Origin of the sequence: Humisphaera borealis, assembly GCF_015169395.1 — a bacterium.
Lineage (GTDB): Bacteria > Planctomycetota > Phycisphaerae > Tepidisphaerales > Tepidisphaeraceae > Humisphaera > Humisphaera borealis.
The window spans coordinates 3,248,255-3,266,209 of sequence record NZ_CP063458.1 but is presented as its reverse complement, the minus strand read 5'-3'; the positions used below and the strand labels follow the sequence as shown (position 1 = coordinate 3,266,209).

Below are 17,955 nucleotides of genomic sequence, written 5' to 3'. Positions count from 1 at the left end.
TCCCTCCATCCCCATCCGATAGAGAGGATGCCGGATTGAACCGGAATGCGGCGAAACGGTCTTGCGGGTTGTTGTGGTGCGATATGGAAGTCGACGTGCGTTCCAATCTTCCCGCCAATTCAATGAACGGTGCTGCCGGCGCTGCCGCTGGGGGTCTTGCAACGGCAGACACTGCCAGTGCTACCGCTACCCGTCGCTACGTGCGGCAGGAATCGTTGGTCGCCTCGGGCGGCCTGGCCCTTGCGGCCGTCCTGTTCGTGATTGTTGCCGGCGCGGCCTACTGGTCGGCCGACCATGTCAGCCCCAGTAACTACGGCCTGACCCTGATGGCCGCTGTCGGCGGAATCGGCTCGACGGCAATGCTCGCGCTGCTTTTCCTTTACCGATCGCTGCGGCGTCGTTTGAGCGGGTTGATGGCCGTTCGCGACGCCTTGCTGTCGTCGAGTCTATCGGGAGGCACAGCCGCGCCGGGGGCCGTGATGCCCGTCAATCCTGCGCTCGGACCCGAAGCCCAGGCGTGGAACCTGCTGGTCGCCGAGCGCGACCAGGTCCGTCGCGAAGCGCTGGCCGAGAAAGCCCGCGAAGCCCTCGGCCGTCGCCGCCAGGCCCGGGGTGATCTCGACGCCGCGTGCGACGCGATGAGCCAGGGGTTGATCCTGTTCGACGATCAGGGCCAGATCAAATACGCCAACGGCGCAGCCGCGACGTTCCTCCGGGTCGATCGAGAGAAGATGGTCAACGCCGACGTCGGCGTCGCGATCAAGGTCGATTCGGTCGTCGCCGCCGTCCGGCAGGTGGTCGCCGGTACGAGCCGTCGCCGCAGCGTGATCGACGTCGACCGCAAGGCCGAGTCAAAGGGGACGGACTCGACGGCGGGCGTGCTGCGGTTCAGCGTTCGGCCGGTCCGCCGGGAAGACGCGGCCTCGGCGATGATCGTGATCGAGGACATCACCCAACAAAAAGCCGCCGAAGAGGCCCGCCACGCGTTTGTCGCCCAGGCGACGCACGAGCTCCGCACGCCGCTGACCAACATCAGGCTCTATGTCGAGACGGCGATCGAGGACGGGGAGGCCGATCCGAGCATCCGCGTGCAGGCGTTGAACGTCATCAACAGCGAATCCCGCCGGCTCGAGCGAATCGTCGGAGAAATGCTCTCAGTCGCCGAGATCGAAGCCGGCGCGTTCAAGCTCAAAAGCGACGATGTCCGGCTGGATCAGTTGTTCGATGGCCTGAAGCAGGATTACCAGCAGCAGGCGATGGAAAAGAAGATCGCGTTGGTATTCGTGCTTCCGCCGAAGCTTCCGGTACTGCAGGCAGATCGCGAGAAGGTCGCCGTCGCGCTGCACAACCTTGTCGGCAATGCTCTGAAGTACACGCCCGCCGGCGGAAGCGTAACGGTGCGTGTCGACGCAGACGACAAGCAGTTGGCGGTAGCGGTCGCCGACACCGGGATTGGCATCTCGGAAGAAGACTGCCAGAAGATCTTCGAGCGGTTCTACCGGGCGAACGACAATCGCGTGGACAAGATCACCGGAACCGGCCTGGGGCTGACCATCGCCCGGGAAGTCGCCCGTCTGCACGGGGGCGATATCACCGTCGAGTCGCAACTGAACAAGGGCAGCACGTTCACGCTGGCACTGCCGCTGAAGACGGCGGCGTGATGTAGGGGCACACGGCCGTGTGCCCGTCGGCGATCGCAGTTACAGGCACACGCCGTGTGCCCCTACAAAAAATGAAGATCTCCGAACAACGCCAGGGTGCCGTCATTGTCCTCAAGCCCGATGGGGCTTTGGTGGAGCAGGACTGCGCCCTGTTTCGCGGCCGCATGAACGAGGCGATGACGACCAGCCTCGGGCGCTTTGTGGTCGACATGTCGGCCGTTCCTTTCGTCGACAGCAAGGGCCTGGAGACGCTGGTGGAACTGACGGAAGAGCTCGGCAAGTCCGGCCAGGCTCTTCGACTTTGCTCGGCCAACAAGACGATCCGCGAAGTGCTCGAACTGACCGAACTGACGCCGCTGTTCGAGCATTTTGAGGATGCCAACACGGCGGTTCGAAGCTTCCTGTAGCACCTTGTCACAAAACAACTGTGTCCCAATCGGCTCCCCAATCTTCACCTGTCACACCCGCCTCGGCGGCGGCCGGCGGCGGCGCGCCAAGTCCCGGAACGCCCGGCCGCCGTGTGCGCCTCGGCGAAGCACTCGTACTTGAAGGGGTGCTGACCCAGGAGCAGCTGGCCAGGGCTCTAGCCCAGCAGAAGAACAGCGGTCGCCTGCTCGGGGAAATGCTCGTCGAGCAGAACGTCATCAGCGGCGCGCACCTCGTGCAGGTTCTGGCCCGAACGCTCGGTGTCAAAGGCGTGCAGCTTCGCCACGGGCTGATCGACCCGACGTTGTTCAAGCTCTTCGGCGCTGAAGAGGCCGAGCGACTGCTGGCGATCCCGATGTTCAAGGTGCACGGCACCCTGACCGTCGCGATGACAGATCCGCAGAATCTGCCGAAAATCGACCGCATCCGGCAACTCACCAATTGCCGCGTTCGAACGGTGCTGGCGATCGAAGCCAACATCAAGGAGTTCATCAAGAAGTACGCGGCCGGCGAAACCAGCATCGACGCGTTCCTGACGAGCCTCAGTGAGCAGGACGTCGAAGTCGTGGACCGCGAGAGCGTGGATGAAGGGCCGACCACAGACCTCGACAAGATGGTCGCCGGCTCGCCGATCATCAACCTGGTGAACGTCGCGCTGCTGACCGCGATTCGCGACAAGGCGAGCGATATCCATATCGAGCCCGACAAGAAGGGAAGTCGGATTCGCTACCGGATCGACGGCGTTCTGCGCGACCTCATGAAGCCGCCGGCCGGCATGCACGCGGCGATCGTGTCGCGCATCAAGGTCATCGGGAAGATGGATGTCGCCGAGAAGCGCCTGCCGCAGGAAGGCCGGGTGCACATCGTCGCCGAGGGGCGGGAAATCGACCTGCGCGTCAGTTCGATGCCCACGCTGCTCGGCGAGAAGCTCGTGCTGCGCATTCTCGACAAGGCCAACCTGAAGGTACGCCTGGATGAACTGGGCTTCCGACCCGAGGCGCTGGCGTCATTCCGCCGAATGCTCGAAAAGCCGCACGGCCTGGTGCTGGTGACGGGCCCGACCGGCAGCGGCAAGACGACGACGCTCTACAGCGCACTCGACCTTGTCCGCAGTCCGGAACTCAACATCGTCACGATCGAAGACCCCGTCGAATACCAGCTCGACCTTGTCAACCAGACCCACGTCCACGACCAGATTGGTTTGTCGTTCGCCAAGGCGCTGCGCAGCATTCTACGGCAGGACCCGGATGTCATCATGGTCGGCGAAATCCGCGATCAGGAGACGGCGCATGTGGCCGTTCAGGCCGCGCTGACCGGGCACCTCGTGCTCGCGACGCTGCACACGAACGATGCCGTCGGTGCCGTGGCGCGACTGCTCGACATGGGCATTGAACCCTACCTGCTTAGCAGCGCGCTCAACGGCGTCGTCGCGCAGCGACTGGCCCGCAGCATCTGTCCGTCCTGCGCCACCAAGTACTACCCGAGCGAGAAGGAACTCGCAGACGCAGGACTGGCCGACAAGGTCGGCCGCGCGTTCCGTAAAGGTGGCGGTTGTCAGTCGTGCCATGACAGTGGGTTCCAGAGCCGGTTTGGCGTGTACGAGGTGATGGAAGTCACCCCGGAACTTCGCCGGATGGTGCACAAGGCCTGCCCGTCGCACGAGCTTCGGGCCGAGTTCCGCAAGTGGGGCGGAAGGACACTGCGAGAGGAAGGCGTCGCCGCGGCGCTCGACGGGCAAAGCAGCCTTGAGGAAGTCCTCCGCGTGACAACCAACGAAGACGCCGATGCCCACGAAGAGGGCGCGGCCAAGGACAAGATCGCCAAAGACGCCGCGACTGCCGCCGCCGCTGTTCTCAAGGAGGCCGCATGAAGCTCGCTTACGAAGCCTTCGATAACGGCGGCAAGAAGCTCAGCGGCACCGTCGAGGCCGCGTCAATCCTGGACGCGACGGAAAGCCTTCGCCGGCAGGGACTGTTCGTCGCGACGATCGCACCGGCCTCGTCCGGCAGTGCGGGTCCGATGACGAGTTCCGCGCCGGCCAGCGGCAGGATCCGCATGGGCACGGGGCGGAAGCTCAAGAACCTGGCGATGTTCACGCGGCAGCTGGCGGTGCTGGTTGCTTCGGGCACCGCGCTGGTCGATGCGCTGGGCGCATTGGAACGTCAGAGCAAGGACGCCGCCTGGCGGAGCGTCGTGTCGTCGCTGCGGGCCAAGGTGGAAGAGGGTACGCCGCTCTCGGAGGCAATGGCTGCCTATCCCCACATTTTTGACGCCGTCGCACGCAGCCTGATCGCCGCTGGCGAGGCCGGTGGAATCTTCGATGTCATGCTCGATCGGCTGGCGGTGCTGAGCAAGAAGTCCCTGCACGTCCGACAGGCAGTTGTCGGCGCGCTCATCTACCCTACGCTCCTGATCTTCATCTCGATCAACGTCCTGTGCCTCATGCTGCTGTTCGTGCTGCCCCGATTCACCGGGCTGTTCGAGTCGCTCGACGCGCCGCTTCCGTCGACGACGAAGATGCTCATGCACATCAGCGAGGCGCTGCGGAACTACTGGTGGGTGCTGATTCTCGTAGTGGTCGGCGCGTTCTTCAGCGCCCGTTACTGGATTCGAACGCCTTCCGGCAAGCGCATCTTCCATGGCGCACTGGTGCGGGCGCCGATGATCAACAATGTCACCCGGTCTTTCGCGATCGCACGCATCACCCGGGTGCTCGGAACACTGCTCAACGGCCGCGTTCCGATGCTCGAAGCGCTGGCCTTGGCCCGCCAGAGCTGTTCGAACGTTCACTTCGCCGATCTGGTGGCCAGAGCCGAAGAGGCGGTCACGCGCGGGTCGCCGATGAGCAGTGCCTTCGCCGAGAGCGACCTGGTCACGCCGTCGATTGTCGAATCCATGCGCAGCGGCGAGGCCAGCGGACAGGTCGCGACCTTGATGCTCAACATCTCCGACTTCCTTGACGAGGAGAATGAGGTGGTCGTCAAGTCGCTCACGAGCATTCTCGAGCCGGTCATCCTGATCGGCCTGGGCATCCTTGTCGGCTTCATCGCGATCAGCATGTTCCTGCCTCTGTTCGACCTCACCAGCGCCGCACAGGGAGGCCACTGATGTTCGCATCATTCTTCACCACCCTCGGCGGACTTCCCGGTCGCGCGGCCGCCAGGCTTGCGATCGGGGTCGACGTCGGTACGAAGTCAATCAAGGCCGTCCAGGTCGAACGGGGTGCCAACGGAATTGCAAAGGTCGTCGCGGCGATGTGCCGGCCGCGCGGCGCGATCGGCCCGCTGACCGCGGACGAGGTTGTCGGCCTTGCCGATGCCGTGCGGCAGGCGGGGTTCGTTGGCAGCTCGGCCGTTTTCGCGGCACCGCCTGCCGATGCGATCATCAGCACGATCGAGCTTCCGCCGCGCAGCAGCAATGCACCGCTCGATCAGCTTGCCCGAATGGAAATGGCGCGCAATACGCGAATCGCGCCGGATTCCTTCGAACTGGCCTGGTGGGAAATGCCCCCCGGCGCGAGAAACAGCCGGGGCACGCACGCGATGGCGGTTGCCGTTCCGCACGCCAAGGCCGATAGCCTGCTGGATACGGTCGAGCCCGGCGGTTTCGACGTTGCCGCGCTTGACCTGGAACCGACCGCACTGTCGCGGGCCTGCGCGACCGCTCTAAGCCCCACAGGGATCACGGCGATCCTCGATCTGGGCAACGGGCCCGCGACCCTCACGCTCGTGCACGGCCGGACCATCACGTTCAATCGCCGACTCCCCGAAGTGGCCGCCGGGGCACTTCAGGAAGAATTGTGCCGCCGACTGGCGATCGAGGCGGACGTCGCTGAGTTTCTTCTGGCGGAGATCGGTGTGGGTACCGGCCCGCGTGCGCAGTCGGGCGACGCCGACGATGCCGTCGAACTTCCGGACGAGGGACGTCGGGAGGTCAACGGGTTTGTCGACGCCATGACGAAAGAGCTCGCACTCTCTTTCGACTATGCCGGCCACCTTTATCCCGATGCCCCTGTCAGCCGATTGCTGCTGACGGGTGGCGGTGCGGCAATGGCCGGCCTGGTGGAAAAGCTTTCGGCTGCGTTGTCGGTTGAGGTCAGGCGAGTTGCGCCGGCCACGCTGGTGACATGTGATCCCGGCCTCCTGTCGGTCTGTTCGTCGCCGGCGATGACGCTGGCGTTGGGACTGGCGATGCGGGAGCCGGCTTAAGGGACGGAGCGGAGCAGACGCGTGACCATGCAGGCATTGAACCTCATTCCCTTCCATCGGCTGGAAAGCCGTCGCCGGCGCTCCCTGCGCCGCGGCTGGGTCGTTGGGTGCGCCTGTTACGGCGCGCTGGTCGCCGCCGCCGGGGCGGCGGCGCTGGCGATCGATACCCATTCCGGTTCCGACCTTCAGGCCCGCTTGCAGACGGCGGGCACCGAAGTGGACCGCGCCTCGGCCGAGGTGGCAGGCTTCAGAACCGAACTGGATCGCGTGCAATCCCTGCTTCGATCCAGTCGCGCCATTGCCGAGCAGCCCGACTGGAGTTCACTCCTGGCACTGATGGCAACCAAGGCAGGGCAGGACGTCACGCTAAAGGGTTGCTCCGTGCGGCCGCGGCAAGTGCCGTCCCCTACCGCGGGGGTGCCAAAACCGGCGTCACCGTCGTCACCGAAGTCGGTCAAGCCGGCGGCCATCGATCCGACGCTGCTGGTGAACGTCGCGGGGCTGGGTGCGTCTCAGGCGGCCGTGTCGCAGTTCGCGCTGCGGTTGGAGGGGACCGGTCTGTTCGGGCGGGTGACGCTGCTCGATACGACGCGGGAACCGTTCGCCGACAAGCAGCTGGTTTCGTTCCGCATTGAGTGCACGCTGGCCGAGCCCGGTAAGCCCGCCGCCGCCAGGCCGACCGACAGCACCGCCAACATCGCCGGAGGAGATCGATGAGCACCGAAAAGTCTCCTCTCAACCCCGAGCAGCGTTCGTATTCCCGCAAGGCGATTGCGATTGGTATCACAGTCTGCGTCGCGATCTCGGCCGGTGGGTACTTTGTTGGCATCGCCCCGGCATTGGCCGGACTCGTCGAACGCCGGGGCCAGGAGCGCGAACTGGCCGACCGCAAGACGCGATCTGCCGAGCTCGCGACCGAACTCCGTGACACGCGACAGCGGCTCGTCGCGGCCAACAAGGAACTGGCCGAGCTGCCGCTGCGGCTGGAACCGGCCTCGGCGGTCAATCGCCGGATCAATCTGCTGGCGGGTGTCGCGGGGGAGGCAAAGGTCACGCTCAACGAGATCCAGCCACAGTCGGCCGTTGACGGCCAGCACTACCAGACCGTCCCCATTCGGGTCGTCGGCGCCGGGAGTTATCCCGCGTGCGCCGCATTCCTGCACGCCCTGCGCGAGCGATTCCCGGACACCACCGTTCAGTCCTTCGATCTGCAGAACGCCGCCCCCTCCCGCGATGCCAACGTCGCCACCTTCCGAATGGAACTCGCCTGGCACACAAGCCCGGCGGGGAAATAGAATGCGGTGATGGGGTAGCGTGGAATGTGGCACAAGGCAGGTAAGTTTTTGTCCACCACCGCACCACCCAATCACCCACTACCTCTCCCCGGCCTTCCTGCGTAAGATTCGCCGCTCGTTTGAATGGGAATCTTCCGTACGAAAGGACTGACTCGTGCCCCCCGTAACTCAGGTTGCCAAGCGTCCCGCTGTCCTGGTCATCCGCGACGGCTGGGGTCGTAATCCGTTCCCGCAGTGGAACGATTCCAACGCCGTTTTTCTCGCGAGGCACCCCGTCGCCGACCGAATCCTCGCCGAGTACCCCAGCACGCTCATCGCCACCAGCGGTTTTGACGTTGGCCTGCCCGAGGGCACCATGGGCAACAGCGAGGTGGGACATCAGAACATCGGTGCCGGGCGCATCGTGGACCAGGAGTCCGTCCGGATCACCAAGCAGGTTCGCAACGGGGAGTTCTTCAGCAATCACGTCCTGAACGAGGCGCTCGACTTCGCCGTCGATAACGCCGGCCGTGTTCATCTCTTCGGCATCGTTTCCGATGCCGGGGTTCATGGCCTGCTCGAGCACCTCTACGGTTGCCTGGAACTGTGCAAGCGTCGGGGGTTGTCCGGCGACCGCGTCTTCCTGCACGCGTTCACCGACGGCCGCGACACTTCACCCAACAGCGGTGTCGGGTACGTTCAGCAGATCGAGGCGAAGATGGCCGAGATCGGTGTCGGACGAGTGGCGACGGTGTCCGGCCGTTACTGGGCGATGGACCGTGACAACCGCTGGGCACGCGTCGAAAAGGCATACCGTGCGATTGTTTTCGGCGAAGGCCCCAAATTCCTCTCTGCCGACGAAGCGATCAGGCATTACTACGCGAACCCCACCGAAGCCAACATGACCGGCGACGAGTTCATTACGCCGTCGGTTATCACCGGCACGCATGGCGACAAACCGCTCGCCAAGGTCTCTGACGGTGACGCCGTCATCTTTTACAACTACCGCGGCGACCGCCCGCGCGAGATCAGCAAGGCGTTCGTGCTCGAGCAGTTTCCGTTCGAAGCGGAAGGCAAGACCATGGGGTTTGATCGAGGCGGCAAGCTGAATGTTTACTTCGCCACGATGACCGCGTACGAGTCCGGCCTGCCGGTGCACGTGGCCTACCCCAAGCCGCCGAAGATGAACAACATCCTGGCGGAGTACCTCTCGAACCTCGGCCTCAAGCAGTTCCGTTGTGCCGAGACCGAGAAGTTTCCGCACGTCACCTTCTTCTTCAACGACTACCGCAACGAACCGTTTCCCGGCGAAGACCGGCAGATCGTGCCGAGCGCCACGGACGTCAGCACGTACGACCAGAAGCCGGAGATGAGCGCCTACGGCATCTGCGATGAAGTCGTCAGCCGCATCAACAGCGGGGTCTACGACCTGGTCGTGGTGAACTTCGCCAACGGCGATATGGTCGGCCATACCGGCGTGCTGGCGGCGGCCATCAAGGCGTGCGAGCACGTCGATGTGTGCGTCGGTCGCATCCTCGATGCGGTCAAAAAGCAGGACGGCGTGGCGATCGTGCTGGCCGACCATGGCAACGCCGAGCAGATGATCGACCCCGCCACCGGTGGCCCCCACACGGCCCACACGACCTACCCCGTTGAGCTGGTCGTGGTCGATGACCGGGCCAAGGGCAAGAAACTCCGCGAAGGCGGCCGGCTCGCCGACGTCGCACCGACCGTGCTCGACATGATGGGACTGCCCAAGCCGGCGGAGATGACCGGTGTGTCGCTGATCGCTTGAGGCAAGGAAGGCACGGAAGGCACCGAAAAACAAAGAGGCACGCAGGCACCAGGGGCGTTTCCCTTTGTACCTGCGTGCCTCACTGCGTTCGTGCCTGCTGCTTCACTTCTTCAGCGTCGCGCTCAGCGAGATCGGCGTTGCCGACAGGGCTTTGGAGACGGGGCAGCCTTCCTTGGCCATCGTCGCGAGCTTCTGGAAGGTGGCATCGTCGATACCGGGGATCTCGGCGGTCGTCACCAGGTCGATTTTGGTGATCGCAAAGCCGTCTCCCTGCTTCTCGAATGCAACCTTTGCGGTCGTCTGGATGGTCTTCGATTTGAACCCCGCGCCACCGAGGATGTGCGAGAACGCCATCGAATAGCAGCCGGCGTGGGCGGCGGCGATGAGTTCTTCGGGGTTGGTGCCGGCACCGTCCTCGGCGCGGGCCTTCCAGGTATAGGGCAGGTTCAGGGCGCCGCTGCCGGTCTTGAGCGTCCCGGTGCCTTCGACGAGGCCCCCATTCCAAACGGCGTCGGCTGTGCGTGTGGGCATGATGTCTCCTTCAATGAGTACCGAAAAAGAAACCGGCCAGTAAATCCTGGCCGGAAATGACAACCGCATGATAGGCCCAGCAGGGCAAACTGTCTTCGCCCACCGCACCGCCTGTGGTGATCGCTACTTCTGATCGTTGAGATGGAAAATCGTCACGCCCGGTTCGGCGCGAAGTCCGCGCAGGGTGTACGGTTCGGACGGAAGCAGTGCCACGTGGCCGTCAAAGAACAGGCAATTGAAGAAGCCGTCGAGGCCGTTGTTGGTCGCGCTGCCGTGTCGGGCGCTGACGCGCGAGATCTGGCCGACAGAGCCTGCGATCTGGTTCCAGTTGTAGGCGTTGCCGTCGAACGCCATGACCAGGCGGTCGGCGTATTTGATGACGCCACGGCCGCGCGTGTAAGCACCGTCGGCAAAGTTGGCGTTGTCGGTGGGCTTCACCCAGATAAACGGAACGGCGTTCGACGCTGACGTCTTGCCCCCGCCGTTCTCGGCGACCTGGCAATTCAGGGCGTACCAGGTTTGAACGGCCGCCGCGGCCGACGGTTCGGGTACCCGGATAAAACCTCGGTTCTGCGGGTCTCTCGGCGAGGTTGCGCTGAAGCCACTGAAGGTGAAGTCTTCATCGCTGCCGCTGGGGCAATGGAAAATGTGGTCCTTGGAAGCGCCCGGACCCGTCGGTGCCGAGATGAACTTGGTGGCAACCAGGTGACTGGACCAGAAGATTCCCTTGGGCCAGATGGTGCCGCCGGCGTCGGCCTTCCCGGGCGGAAGTGTCCGCTGATCCAGGATGTACGCGTTCATCGCGACGCCGATCTGCCGCAGGTTGCTCGCGCAAACCGTGGTCTTGGCGGCCTCGCGGGCTCGATTGACTGCCGGCAGCAGAATCGAGACCAGCAGCCCGATGATGCCGATCACAACCAGGAGTTCGACCAGCGTGAACGCCTGGCGGCTCGAACGACGACGAATCAAACGACGACTTGACATAGGAGGTACTCGAACGACTAAGTGAGCCCCAGTTCGGCTCCCAGCTTGCGCCTGAGGCTACAGGGGATCATCCTAGTCTACGCGATGTCCGACAAATCGTGCAGGCCAATTTTGGAACCCGCAGCTCAAAACTGCGGGTGCAGGCAGTCGCAACAGGAGTTGAGTTCTGCATACACCCTGTCTATTCCGCTTTCTGATGAGCCCGTTGGTCGAGATAAAGGCTCAATGTTGCAAGATTCTTGATAAACGTCTCACTTTCTATGACCCGGCGGGTGCCGTCGTTCTTGTGATACTTCAGCGACCCGTCAGTGACCCACGCGCCGCGGTCGTCCTGGCCGGCAATAACCTCCTTTACAGCCTTCTCCAAAGCCAGAGGCGGGGTCGCCGAATCGCGCTTCTTTGTCCGTTTTGCGGCGAGCTTTTCAGGCGACAACTTCGACACCTCGTCGAACCTCTTCTGCAGCGATTCCAGCTTGCTCGACACTTTGAAACCATAGTGCGTCGGCAGGTCGCCGTCGTCGTAGGTCAGCTCGTATGTCTTCGTGAAATAGAGCGGCTTGTTTGTCTTAAGTTCATAGAACCGTGCGAGTTGGCCGTCGGGCAGGCGGGACTTCTTGAGATACTCCAGTGCCTTGGGAATCGGTGCGAGAAAGGCCCGGTCGCCGGTCTCGACGTAAAGCTTCATCAGTGATTCGATGACCCCTTGTGATTCGCCGCCCGTAATCGCCGCCGGCTCGAACTTTCTGGCCCAGGCGGGTTCCATGTTGAAGTTGTACTGCTGTGCCCAGGCCGGTTGCGGGTCGGGGAGCTGAGCCAGGACCATGAACTTTCCGGCACGAATCGCCGATTCACGGTACTTCGTATCGCCGTAGATTTCAGTCGCCAGTAGCAGCGTGTTGATCGTGTCGTGGACCGTGTTGTCGTTAAAGGTGTACCACCACCAATACGAACCGCCGGGATACTTCCGCGGCCAGTCGGCGGGATAGGCGGCCGGTTTGACGGGATGGTCGGCGGCATCGGGGAAGGCTTCCCACCCCTGTGCCCAGGCCCCGTTGGGGAACTGTGCCTTCAGAATCGCATCGAGCGCTGTCGTGACGCATTCGTGGATCTTCGGGTCCTTGAAGTCGAGTGCCTTGTCGAGCCGGGCGAGAAAGCGGACGCCGGACTGCGTTTTATCGTCGTCAAACGTCGAAACATTGAACGCCTTCTTCCCGCCGGCCTTGGGGGCAGGGTCAACGCGGTAGGCGAACTTCTTGCGGTCGGCGTCGCCGAAGTGGATCCAGCCGGTCCATCCGCCGGAACGAAGCTGCCCGTTGACCAGGCACATGCCGGCGTCTTTGGCCGCGGCGAGCAAGTAGGGGGCCTTGGTCCGCTCCCACGCGTCGAGATAAGCCATCCCGACGGCAGGCGTGCCGGGCGGCTGCACCCAGACCGTGTCGATGTCGGCGACGCCTTCCCCTTCGCGCTTCGCCAGGTCCGCACTGTACTTGTAGAGATACCCGCCATGGCTCGAGACCGAACCGTGGAAGAACTTGACGGCTTTCTCCATCGCGGCGGCGGCCTGGTCTTGCAGCGGGGCGTCGGCGGCGCGAACGGTGGGAGTCATCACGAGCATCAACGCGCACAGCGTCGGCAGCGATCGCAGCATGGGGCCTCCGGGACGATGACGTGAAAGGCACAAAATGACTTCAAGGATGATACCGCGAGGGCTCGTAGCTGTTACGCGCCGAACGCCCCCGCAAACGTCGAGGTTCGGCTCGGCTCAATTCAGTCCGTGACCGGCGTCGTCGAGGGCATCGTCGTCAGCCGCTTCGGCCGGGAACCGACCGCCGTCACTTCCACCCAGAGCGAACCGGCGAACCGCTCGGGGTTGATCGTCCCGCCGCGCGTCTCGACTTCCTTCTGATGGACCACGCCGTCGGCGGTTTGCCACCAGACGAGCATTGTCGCTGGCTTTACCGAAGCATAGGGGGACTGTACGGGTTCCTGCGGCCGGACAGGATCCGGGGCGCCCATCCCGGCGACGTCGTAACTCACATTCACGCCGCGAAGCCGATCCGGCGCTCTCTGCTCGGCCCGCTGAGCAAAATCGGTCGAACACCCAACGGCGGCAGCGGGGCCCAGGCAGCAAGCCGTGCGGAGCACTCGGGCCGTCAGGGTGCGGAACATGATTCGGGATAAGTCCATGGTTTGGCAGGGCGACATTATAGGTTGCGTGGGTGGCTTTCCCGCTTCATAATCCCCGATTCCGTTCAGCAGCGAAACGGCTTGCCGGCTCCGACGTATTAGTTTCGGGGATGTGGCAGTTTCGCCGTGACGTTCTTGCGGGCGGAGGGTAACCGCTGCGGCCAAGCCTTCGACCGAACGGTCGAAAGGGATCGGCATCGGCGGGTCGTGCCATCGGTTTCCTGTTGTATGACCAATCTCTACCTTCGGAGTTTTCGGATGAATGCTCGTTTGAGCCGTTTCGTGGCGTCGCTCGCTCTCCTGCTCGGCCTGGGATTGCCGGCCAGCCAGGTTCGCGCGGCCGCCGTCACTGTCGATCTCACCCGCCTGATGGCGATCCAGACCTATGCGATCGAGGACAAGGCCGATGACGAGGCCTTTGCGATCCTGACCGGCGTCGCCGCCGGCAAGGAACTGGACATGCAGAAGCTGCCGATCAACGGAAGCTGGAAGATCGGCCCCCGCACACCTGCCGTCGAGCCGGCCAAGCCGCTGGGCGTCTGGAAGGGTGAATTGGCCGACGGCCAGTTCGCACTGCTGACCGTCACCCTGTTCCAGGGCAAGGGTGATGACGCGACGGTCAAGGCGTTCGTCGCCAAGAAGGCCGAGGCTGAAAAGGCCGTTGCCGGTCGTTCTGCCGCCAAGGCGACCGCCGACGAGGCCAAGAAGATTGCCGCCGACACGCTGAAGGCCCACAAAGCGTTGGTCAAGGACGTGAAGAAGATCGTCGGTGGCAGCGAGAAGAAGACCGACCACTACGGCGGGCAGTTCACGCTGATGCTTTGGAACAACGGCGGCAAGATCGTCAAGCGGCTCGACCCCGTCGGCCTGACCTTCGGCGAGCACGCCGGCATTGACGTCAAGACTTACACCAAGATCAAGCGGACCCGCCGCAACGTCATGATGAAGGACGACGCCGGCGAATGGTACGAAGAAGAAATGCTGATGCTGAATGACGACGAAAACGCCATTCGCGTGAAGATGCTCGACACCGAGATGATCAAGAAGGACGGCAAGGACTTCAAGAACGTCACCGACTACCTCGCCGAGATCCAGGTGAAGGCCGACGGCAAGGCGCTCAAGTGGAAGCTCGGCGGCGAGAACCTCGGCGTCAGCGACGTCCACGCCTGGTGGGACTGGGCGGACTGAGAACGCTTCCAGGATTGTGGCATCTCAAATCTGATATTTGAGATACCAGATATGCCAGATCCGAACATCGAACCCACGAACGGCCCGGAGCATTTCATTGCTCCGGGCCGTTCGCGTTACAGCACTCCTTATCGGACGCGCTTGTGCGTTGCTGCCCGCCGCCGGCCTGCATCGCCGGTCGGTCGATAATCACATGCCCTGTCCAGGGCATCGCTAACCCCGCCTACCCCTTCCTGTCAGTTCCAGTGACGCACAAAGCGACTGCCACAAAGCCTGACGACGGCACGATTTCGATAGCCGGTCGGGCCTGCAGAAACGCTGTGCGACATTGACGATCGGAGGCTCTTTATGTTCGGCATTTTGAACAAGATCGGGAGGAACCTGGGCAAGAAGGCGACTTTGCTGACTCTGTCGGCGGCGGCTTTCGCAGGGCTGGGCATGGCTCCAACGGCCCAGGCCGGCGACCGCCCGAAGTTTGACTTCAATTTCGACATCCGTATCGGCGACCGGCACGACCACGACAGCCGTCGTTGCGAACCGGTGTACCAGGAACGCACCGTCAAGGTCTGGGTTCCGGCCCAGTACCGCACCGTGTGCGACCGCCGGTGGATCGAGCCGGTGTATGAGACGCGCTGCGAGCGCGTGTACATCGAACCGGTGTACGAGATGCGGTGCGAGAAGGTATGGATCCCCGAGCGGTACGAGTACCGCCAGACCCGCCGCTTCGACCGAGCCTGCGGCCGATTCGTCGAAGTCGCCGAGCGCGTTTGTGTCGCGCCGGGCCACTTCGAAGAAGTGCATACTCGTGTATGCGTCCGCGAGGGCGGTTTCCAGGAAGTGCACAAGAAAGTGTGCGTTCGCGAAGGCCGTTTCGAGACCATCGAACGGCAGGAGCTGGTCTGCGAAGGCCACTGGGAATACCGCACCGAACGCGTTCGCGTCGGTTAACGAAAACAAACTCTCGCCCGGCAAGGCCGACCGGAGAATTGACTCCGGCGGACACAAGCCCGGCGACGAGACCAAAGCCCATGCACGCCCGACGCGACCTCACGAGGTCTCGCCGGGCGATTGCGTTTACAAACCCGCAAATCTCAACGCAGGGCTTTCAGGCCTCAGATTTCAGATCGAACAGGCCGACAATCTCCGCCGGCACCGATTTGGGCCGGCCCGTCGCAACATCGACATGCACCCAGTCCGTCTGTCCTTCGGCGAGCACGGTGCCGTCGGCGACCCGTTCGAACCGATACTTCCGCAGCGAAAATGACCGGCGGATGTTTTCCACCCAGGTTACCACCCGAACCCGATCGCCCAGCATCGCCGGCCGCCGGTATTCGATGTGGTGCGACCGCGCTACCCAGGTGGCACCGGCATCCGTCGTCAGCTTCGTGCAGCCCGAGGCGTCGGCGTGAGAGATCGCCGCCTCCTGCATCCAGCGGACGAACTCCACGTTGTTGGCGTGACCGTTGGCGTCGATCGCCGAGGCGGGAACATCGATCTCGTAATGGTGCGGCGTGGCCATGTCCGCCATCGTAATATGCCAAAGCGTGGTGGCGCTGAGATTCCGTGGCTAAACTTCACCCGTCGATGCGTCAATCTCCATTCCGAAAAGTCATCGCTTCAATCGTGCTTCTCGGAGCCGGCTTGGTTTCATTGCACGTCGCGATGCCGGCGGTCGCGGCAGCGATCGGTTCGGGTTCGCTCCTGCCCAATGACGCGACGCTGCGCGACATGCCCGCCGCGGCACAAATTGGCGCCATCATCCTCGGCACCCTCATCTCTGAAGATCTCGTATGCATCGCGGTCGGCATGCTGATCCGGCGTGAACAGATTTCCCCCTGGATCGGCGGACTGGGATGTTTCCTGGGCATCTACATCGGCGACCTGCTGTTCTTTGCCATTGGCCGGCTCGGCGGCATGGGCGTGCTGCGGTGGAAGTTCTTCACACGTCGGCTGAGCCCCGAACGGCTTCAGGCGTTCGGGGCCTGGTTCGACCGCCGACCCTGGGCGGCGATCGCGATGTGCCGTGTCATGCCCGGCATCCGGGTACCGCTGTACCTGGCCGTCGGGGCACTGACGAAACGCACCCGAGCCTTTTTCTGGTGGACCTGCTTCTTCGCTTTCGTCTGGACGCCTGGGCTGATTGGCCTGGTGGTCCTCTTCGGCGACGTGTTCGTCGCGCCGTTCGAGCGTTTCATTGGCGGGGGATGGAAGCCGGTCGCCCTGGCGATCGTCGCAATGTATCTGATCGTTCGCCTGGCGATGCTGCTCGCGACGGAAGCCGGCCGGGCGAAACTGCTGAATCGCGTCGGCAAATTGTGGGGACGAAAGCCGATCGCCGTCGCGGAGGATCCCGCCCCTGTAAGCGGTTCGCCGTCCGGCGCTGCCGATTAGCGGTCGGACCGCAGGTCCACTCTTCAGGGTGTGCACCTGCGGTGCGACCGCTCATCGGTACGAGTGCCCGCGATCCAAACATGGGTTGGACTGTAGCCGGCATCGAGAACTTCCCGCAGCGGGTCGCGACCGCGAACAGCGAACGCGATGACATCGGCCGCCGCACCGATGGACAACTCCCCAACCCGTCCCTGCATCCCGAGGGCTTTTGCGGCGTTGACGGTCGCCATTCTCCAAAGCGTTTCCGGCGATACGCTCGGCGCTTGCCGATGCATGAGTCGCAGGTCGTCCACCAGGTTCAGGTCCGGCGACGACGCTGCGCTGTCGGTGCCGACGGCGACGTTGATCCCGTCGGCGAGCATCCGCTGCCAATCGTGTGGCTTGTGGCCGAAGTACGCATGGGTACGCGGACAATAGACGACGCTCGCCTTGCCCTGTGAGATGTCGTCGGCCAGGTAATTGGCGTGAACCAGAATCGCCCGCTTGTAAGAGAGGAAGCCGATGCGCTTCATGAGAGCTTCCGGCGTTGTGCGCTCGTGCTGGCGGGGGATGTCGCTGTCCCATCCGCCAATGGTGTTCCACAGTCGCCGGAACGGGCCGCTGTGGCGGGTGATGAACTCCGACTCTTCCACGGTTTCGGCCAGGTGAGTTGCGATCGGTACCCCGGCAGCGACGGCGGCGGATAGACACCGCTCGTAGCCGACGGGCTCGATCGAGTACGGCGCGTGCGGCGATACCGCCGAGATCACGCGGCCTGGCGCGGGGGAAGGCGTCATCGCCGCGGAAAGGCGTTGTTCCAGGAGGTTTCGCCGTGATCCCATCGCCGTCACTTCGCCGAAACTGACCGCGCGAAGTGGGCTCTCCGCCAGCGCCTGCCGCGTTACCCCCGGGAATCGGCTGATGTCGCCCACGGTCGTAACGCCGAATCGCAGGCACTGCGCGACGCCTGCACGCGTGGCGGCGGCGACGCGGGCTTCGCCTTCGGGGGTGGGTGGCGGGCCCTTCGACATCACCGACAACAGCCAGTCCACGAACGACGCCGGCCGCTCCCCGGGCGTGAGGTCGGAGAGCTCCAGATGAACATGCGCGTTGACCAGCCCCGGCATCAGGACGGCCGAGCCGAGGTCCTGCCGGTGCGCCAAAGGAAATCGGGCGACGACACCTTCCGCCGGCCCGAGGTCGGAGATGATTCCAGACGTGATTGCGATCGCGCCGTTGGCGATCACCGGGTCCGACATCGGGGCAACCCAGTCGGCGCGGAGAATGGTGACATCGGAAGAGGCCATGGGATTTACGCGTGACCTGATTAG

At 63.7% G+C, this 17,955-nt stretch carries 17 protein-coding genes; 11 read left to right on the top strand and 6 right to left on the bottom strand.

Features of this window, described 5'->3' with window-relative positions:
- Positions 1-95: 95 nt before the first annotated feature.
- The 8 genes from IPV69_RS12135 (at position 96) to gpmI (ending at position 9,364) form a co-directional block, all read left to right on the top strand.
- Positions 96-1,661 (top strand): sensor histidine kinase, encoded by a 1,566-nt coding sequence (locus IPV69_RS12135; protein ID WP_206295377.1) that lies wholly within the window; start codon positions 96-98, stop codon positions 1,659-1,661.
- A gap of 56 nt (positions 1,662-1,717) precedes the next feature.
- Complete coding sequence (locus IPV69_RS12130) at positions 1,718-2,068, top strand: STAS domain-containing protein (protein ID WP_206295376.1); 351 nt, start codon at positions 1,718-1,720, stop codon at positions 2,066-2,068.
- Between the two features lie 20 nt (positions 2,069-2,088).
- The gene (locus IPV69_RS12125) at positions 2,089-3,957 is read left to right on the top strand and encodes a GspE/PulE family protein (protein ID WP_206295375.1); all 1,869 of its coding nucleotides are present in this window, start codon (positions 2,089-2,091) and stop codon (positions 3,955-3,957) included.
- Positions 3,954-5,195, top strand: coding sequence for a type II secretion system F family protein (locus tag IPV69_RS12120; protein WP_206295374.1), 1,242 nt, complete (start codon positions 3,954-3,956; stop codon positions 5,193-5,195). Before IPV69_RS12125 ends, IPV69_RS12120 begins: the two co-directional genes overlap by 4 nt.
- Positions 5,195-6,295 (top strand): pilus assembly protein PilM, encoded by a 1,101-nt coding sequence (gene pilM / locus IPV69_RS12115; protein WP_206295373.1) that lies wholly within the window; start codon positions 5,195-5,197, stop codon positions 6,293-6,295. Before IPV69_RS12120 ends, pilM begins: the two co-directional genes overlap by 1 nt.
- Before the next feature lie 27 nt (positions 6,296-6,322).
- Complete coding sequence (locus IPV69_RS12110; protein WP_241180012.1) at positions 6,323-7,012, top strand: PilN domain-containing protein; 690 nt, start codon at positions 6,323-6,325, stop codon at positions 7,010-7,012.
- Positions 7,009-7,590, top strand: a complete 582-nt coding sequence (gene pilO, locus IPV69_RS12105) for a type 4a pilus biogenesis protein PilO (protein WP_206295371.1) — start codon at positions 7,009-7,011, stop codon at positions 7,588-7,590. The genes IPV69_RS12110 and pilO overlap by 4 nt, the downstream gene beginning before the upstream one ends.
- 154 nt (positions 7,591-7,744) lie before the next feature.
- Positions 7,745-9,364 (top strand): 2,3-bisphosphoglycerate-independent phosphoglycerate mutase, encoded by a 1,620-nt coding sequence (gene gpmI, locus IPV69_RS12100; RefSeq protein ID WP_206295370.1) that lies wholly within the window; start codon positions 7,745-7,747, stop codon positions 9,362-9,364.
- A gap of 102 nt (positions 9,365-9,466) precedes the next feature.
- Here the strand turns inward: gpmI and IPV69_RS12095 are convergent, their stop codons facing one another.
- From IPV69_RS12095 to IPV69_RS12080, 4 genes are all read right to left on the bottom strand, one after another.
- A complete protein-coding gene (locus IPV69_RS12095; RefSeq protein WP_206295369.1) occupies positions 9,467-9,895 on the bottom strand; it encodes an OsmC family protein in 429 nt (142 codons plus the stop codon).
- Positions 9,896-10,018: 123 nt separating this feature from the next.
- Positions 10,019-10,879, bottom strand: coding sequence for a type II secretion system protein (locus IPV69_RS12090; RefSeq protein WP_206295368.1), 861 nt, complete (start codon positions 10,877-10,879; stop codon positions 10,019-10,021).
- Positions 10,880-11,060: 181 nt separating this feature from the next.
- Positions 11,061-12,527, bottom strand: a complete 1,467-nt coding sequence (locus tag IPV69_RS12085) for a pectate lyase (RefSeq protein ID WP_206295367.1) — start codon at positions 12,525-12,527, stop codon at positions 11,061-11,063.
- A gap of 119 nt (positions 12,528-12,646) precedes the next feature.
- Positions 12,647-13,066, bottom strand: a complete 420-nt coding sequence (locus IPV69_RS12080; RefSeq protein WP_206295366.1) for a hypothetical protein — start codon at positions 13,064-13,066, stop codon at positions 12,647-12,649.
- Positions 13,067-13,324: 258 nt separating this feature from the next.
- On the opposite strand from IPV69_RS12080, the gene IPV69_RS12075 reads away from it, so the two are divergent.
- Together IPV69_RS12075 and IPV69_RS12070 are read left to right on the top strand one after the other, a co-directional pair.
- Positions 13,325-14,254, top strand: a complete 930-nt coding sequence (locus IPV69_RS12075; RefSeq protein WP_206295365.1) for a hypothetical protein — start codon at positions 13,325-13,327, stop codon at positions 14,252-14,254.
- A gap of 348 nt (positions 14,255-14,602) precedes the next feature.
- The gene (locus tag IPV69_RS12070) at positions 14,603-15,202 is read left to right on the top strand and encodes a hypothetical protein (protein WP_206295364.1); all 600 of its coding nucleotides are present in this window, start codon (positions 14,603-14,605) and stop codon (positions 15,200-15,202) included.
- Between the two features lie 157 nt (positions 15,203-15,359).
- Here IPV69_RS12070 and IPV69_RS12065 read toward each other — a convergent pair whose 3' ends face one another.
- Positions 15,360-15,773, bottom strand: a complete 414-nt coding sequence (locus IPV69_RS12065; protein ID WP_206295363.1) for an acyl-CoA thioesterase — start codon at positions 15,771-15,773, stop codon at positions 15,360-15,362.
- Between the two features lie 122 nt (positions 15,774-15,895).
- Between IPV69_RS12065 and IPV69_RS12060 the strand changes: the two genes are divergently transcribed.
- Entirely contained in the window at positions 15,896-16,645 is a 750-nt protein-coding gene (locus IPV69_RS12060) for a DedA family protein (RefSeq protein WP_206295362.1), read from the top strand.
- Positions 16,646-16,668: 23 nt separating this feature from the next.
- Here IPV69_RS12060 and IPV69_RS12055 read toward each other — a convergent pair whose 3' ends face one another.
- Positions 16,669-17,931 (bottom strand): amidohydrolase family protein, encoded by a 1,263-nt coding sequence (locus tag IPV69_RS12055; protein ID WP_206295361.1) that lies wholly within the window; start codon positions 17,929-17,931, stop codon positions 16,669-16,671.
- Positions 17,932-17,955: the final 24 nt, after the last annotated feature.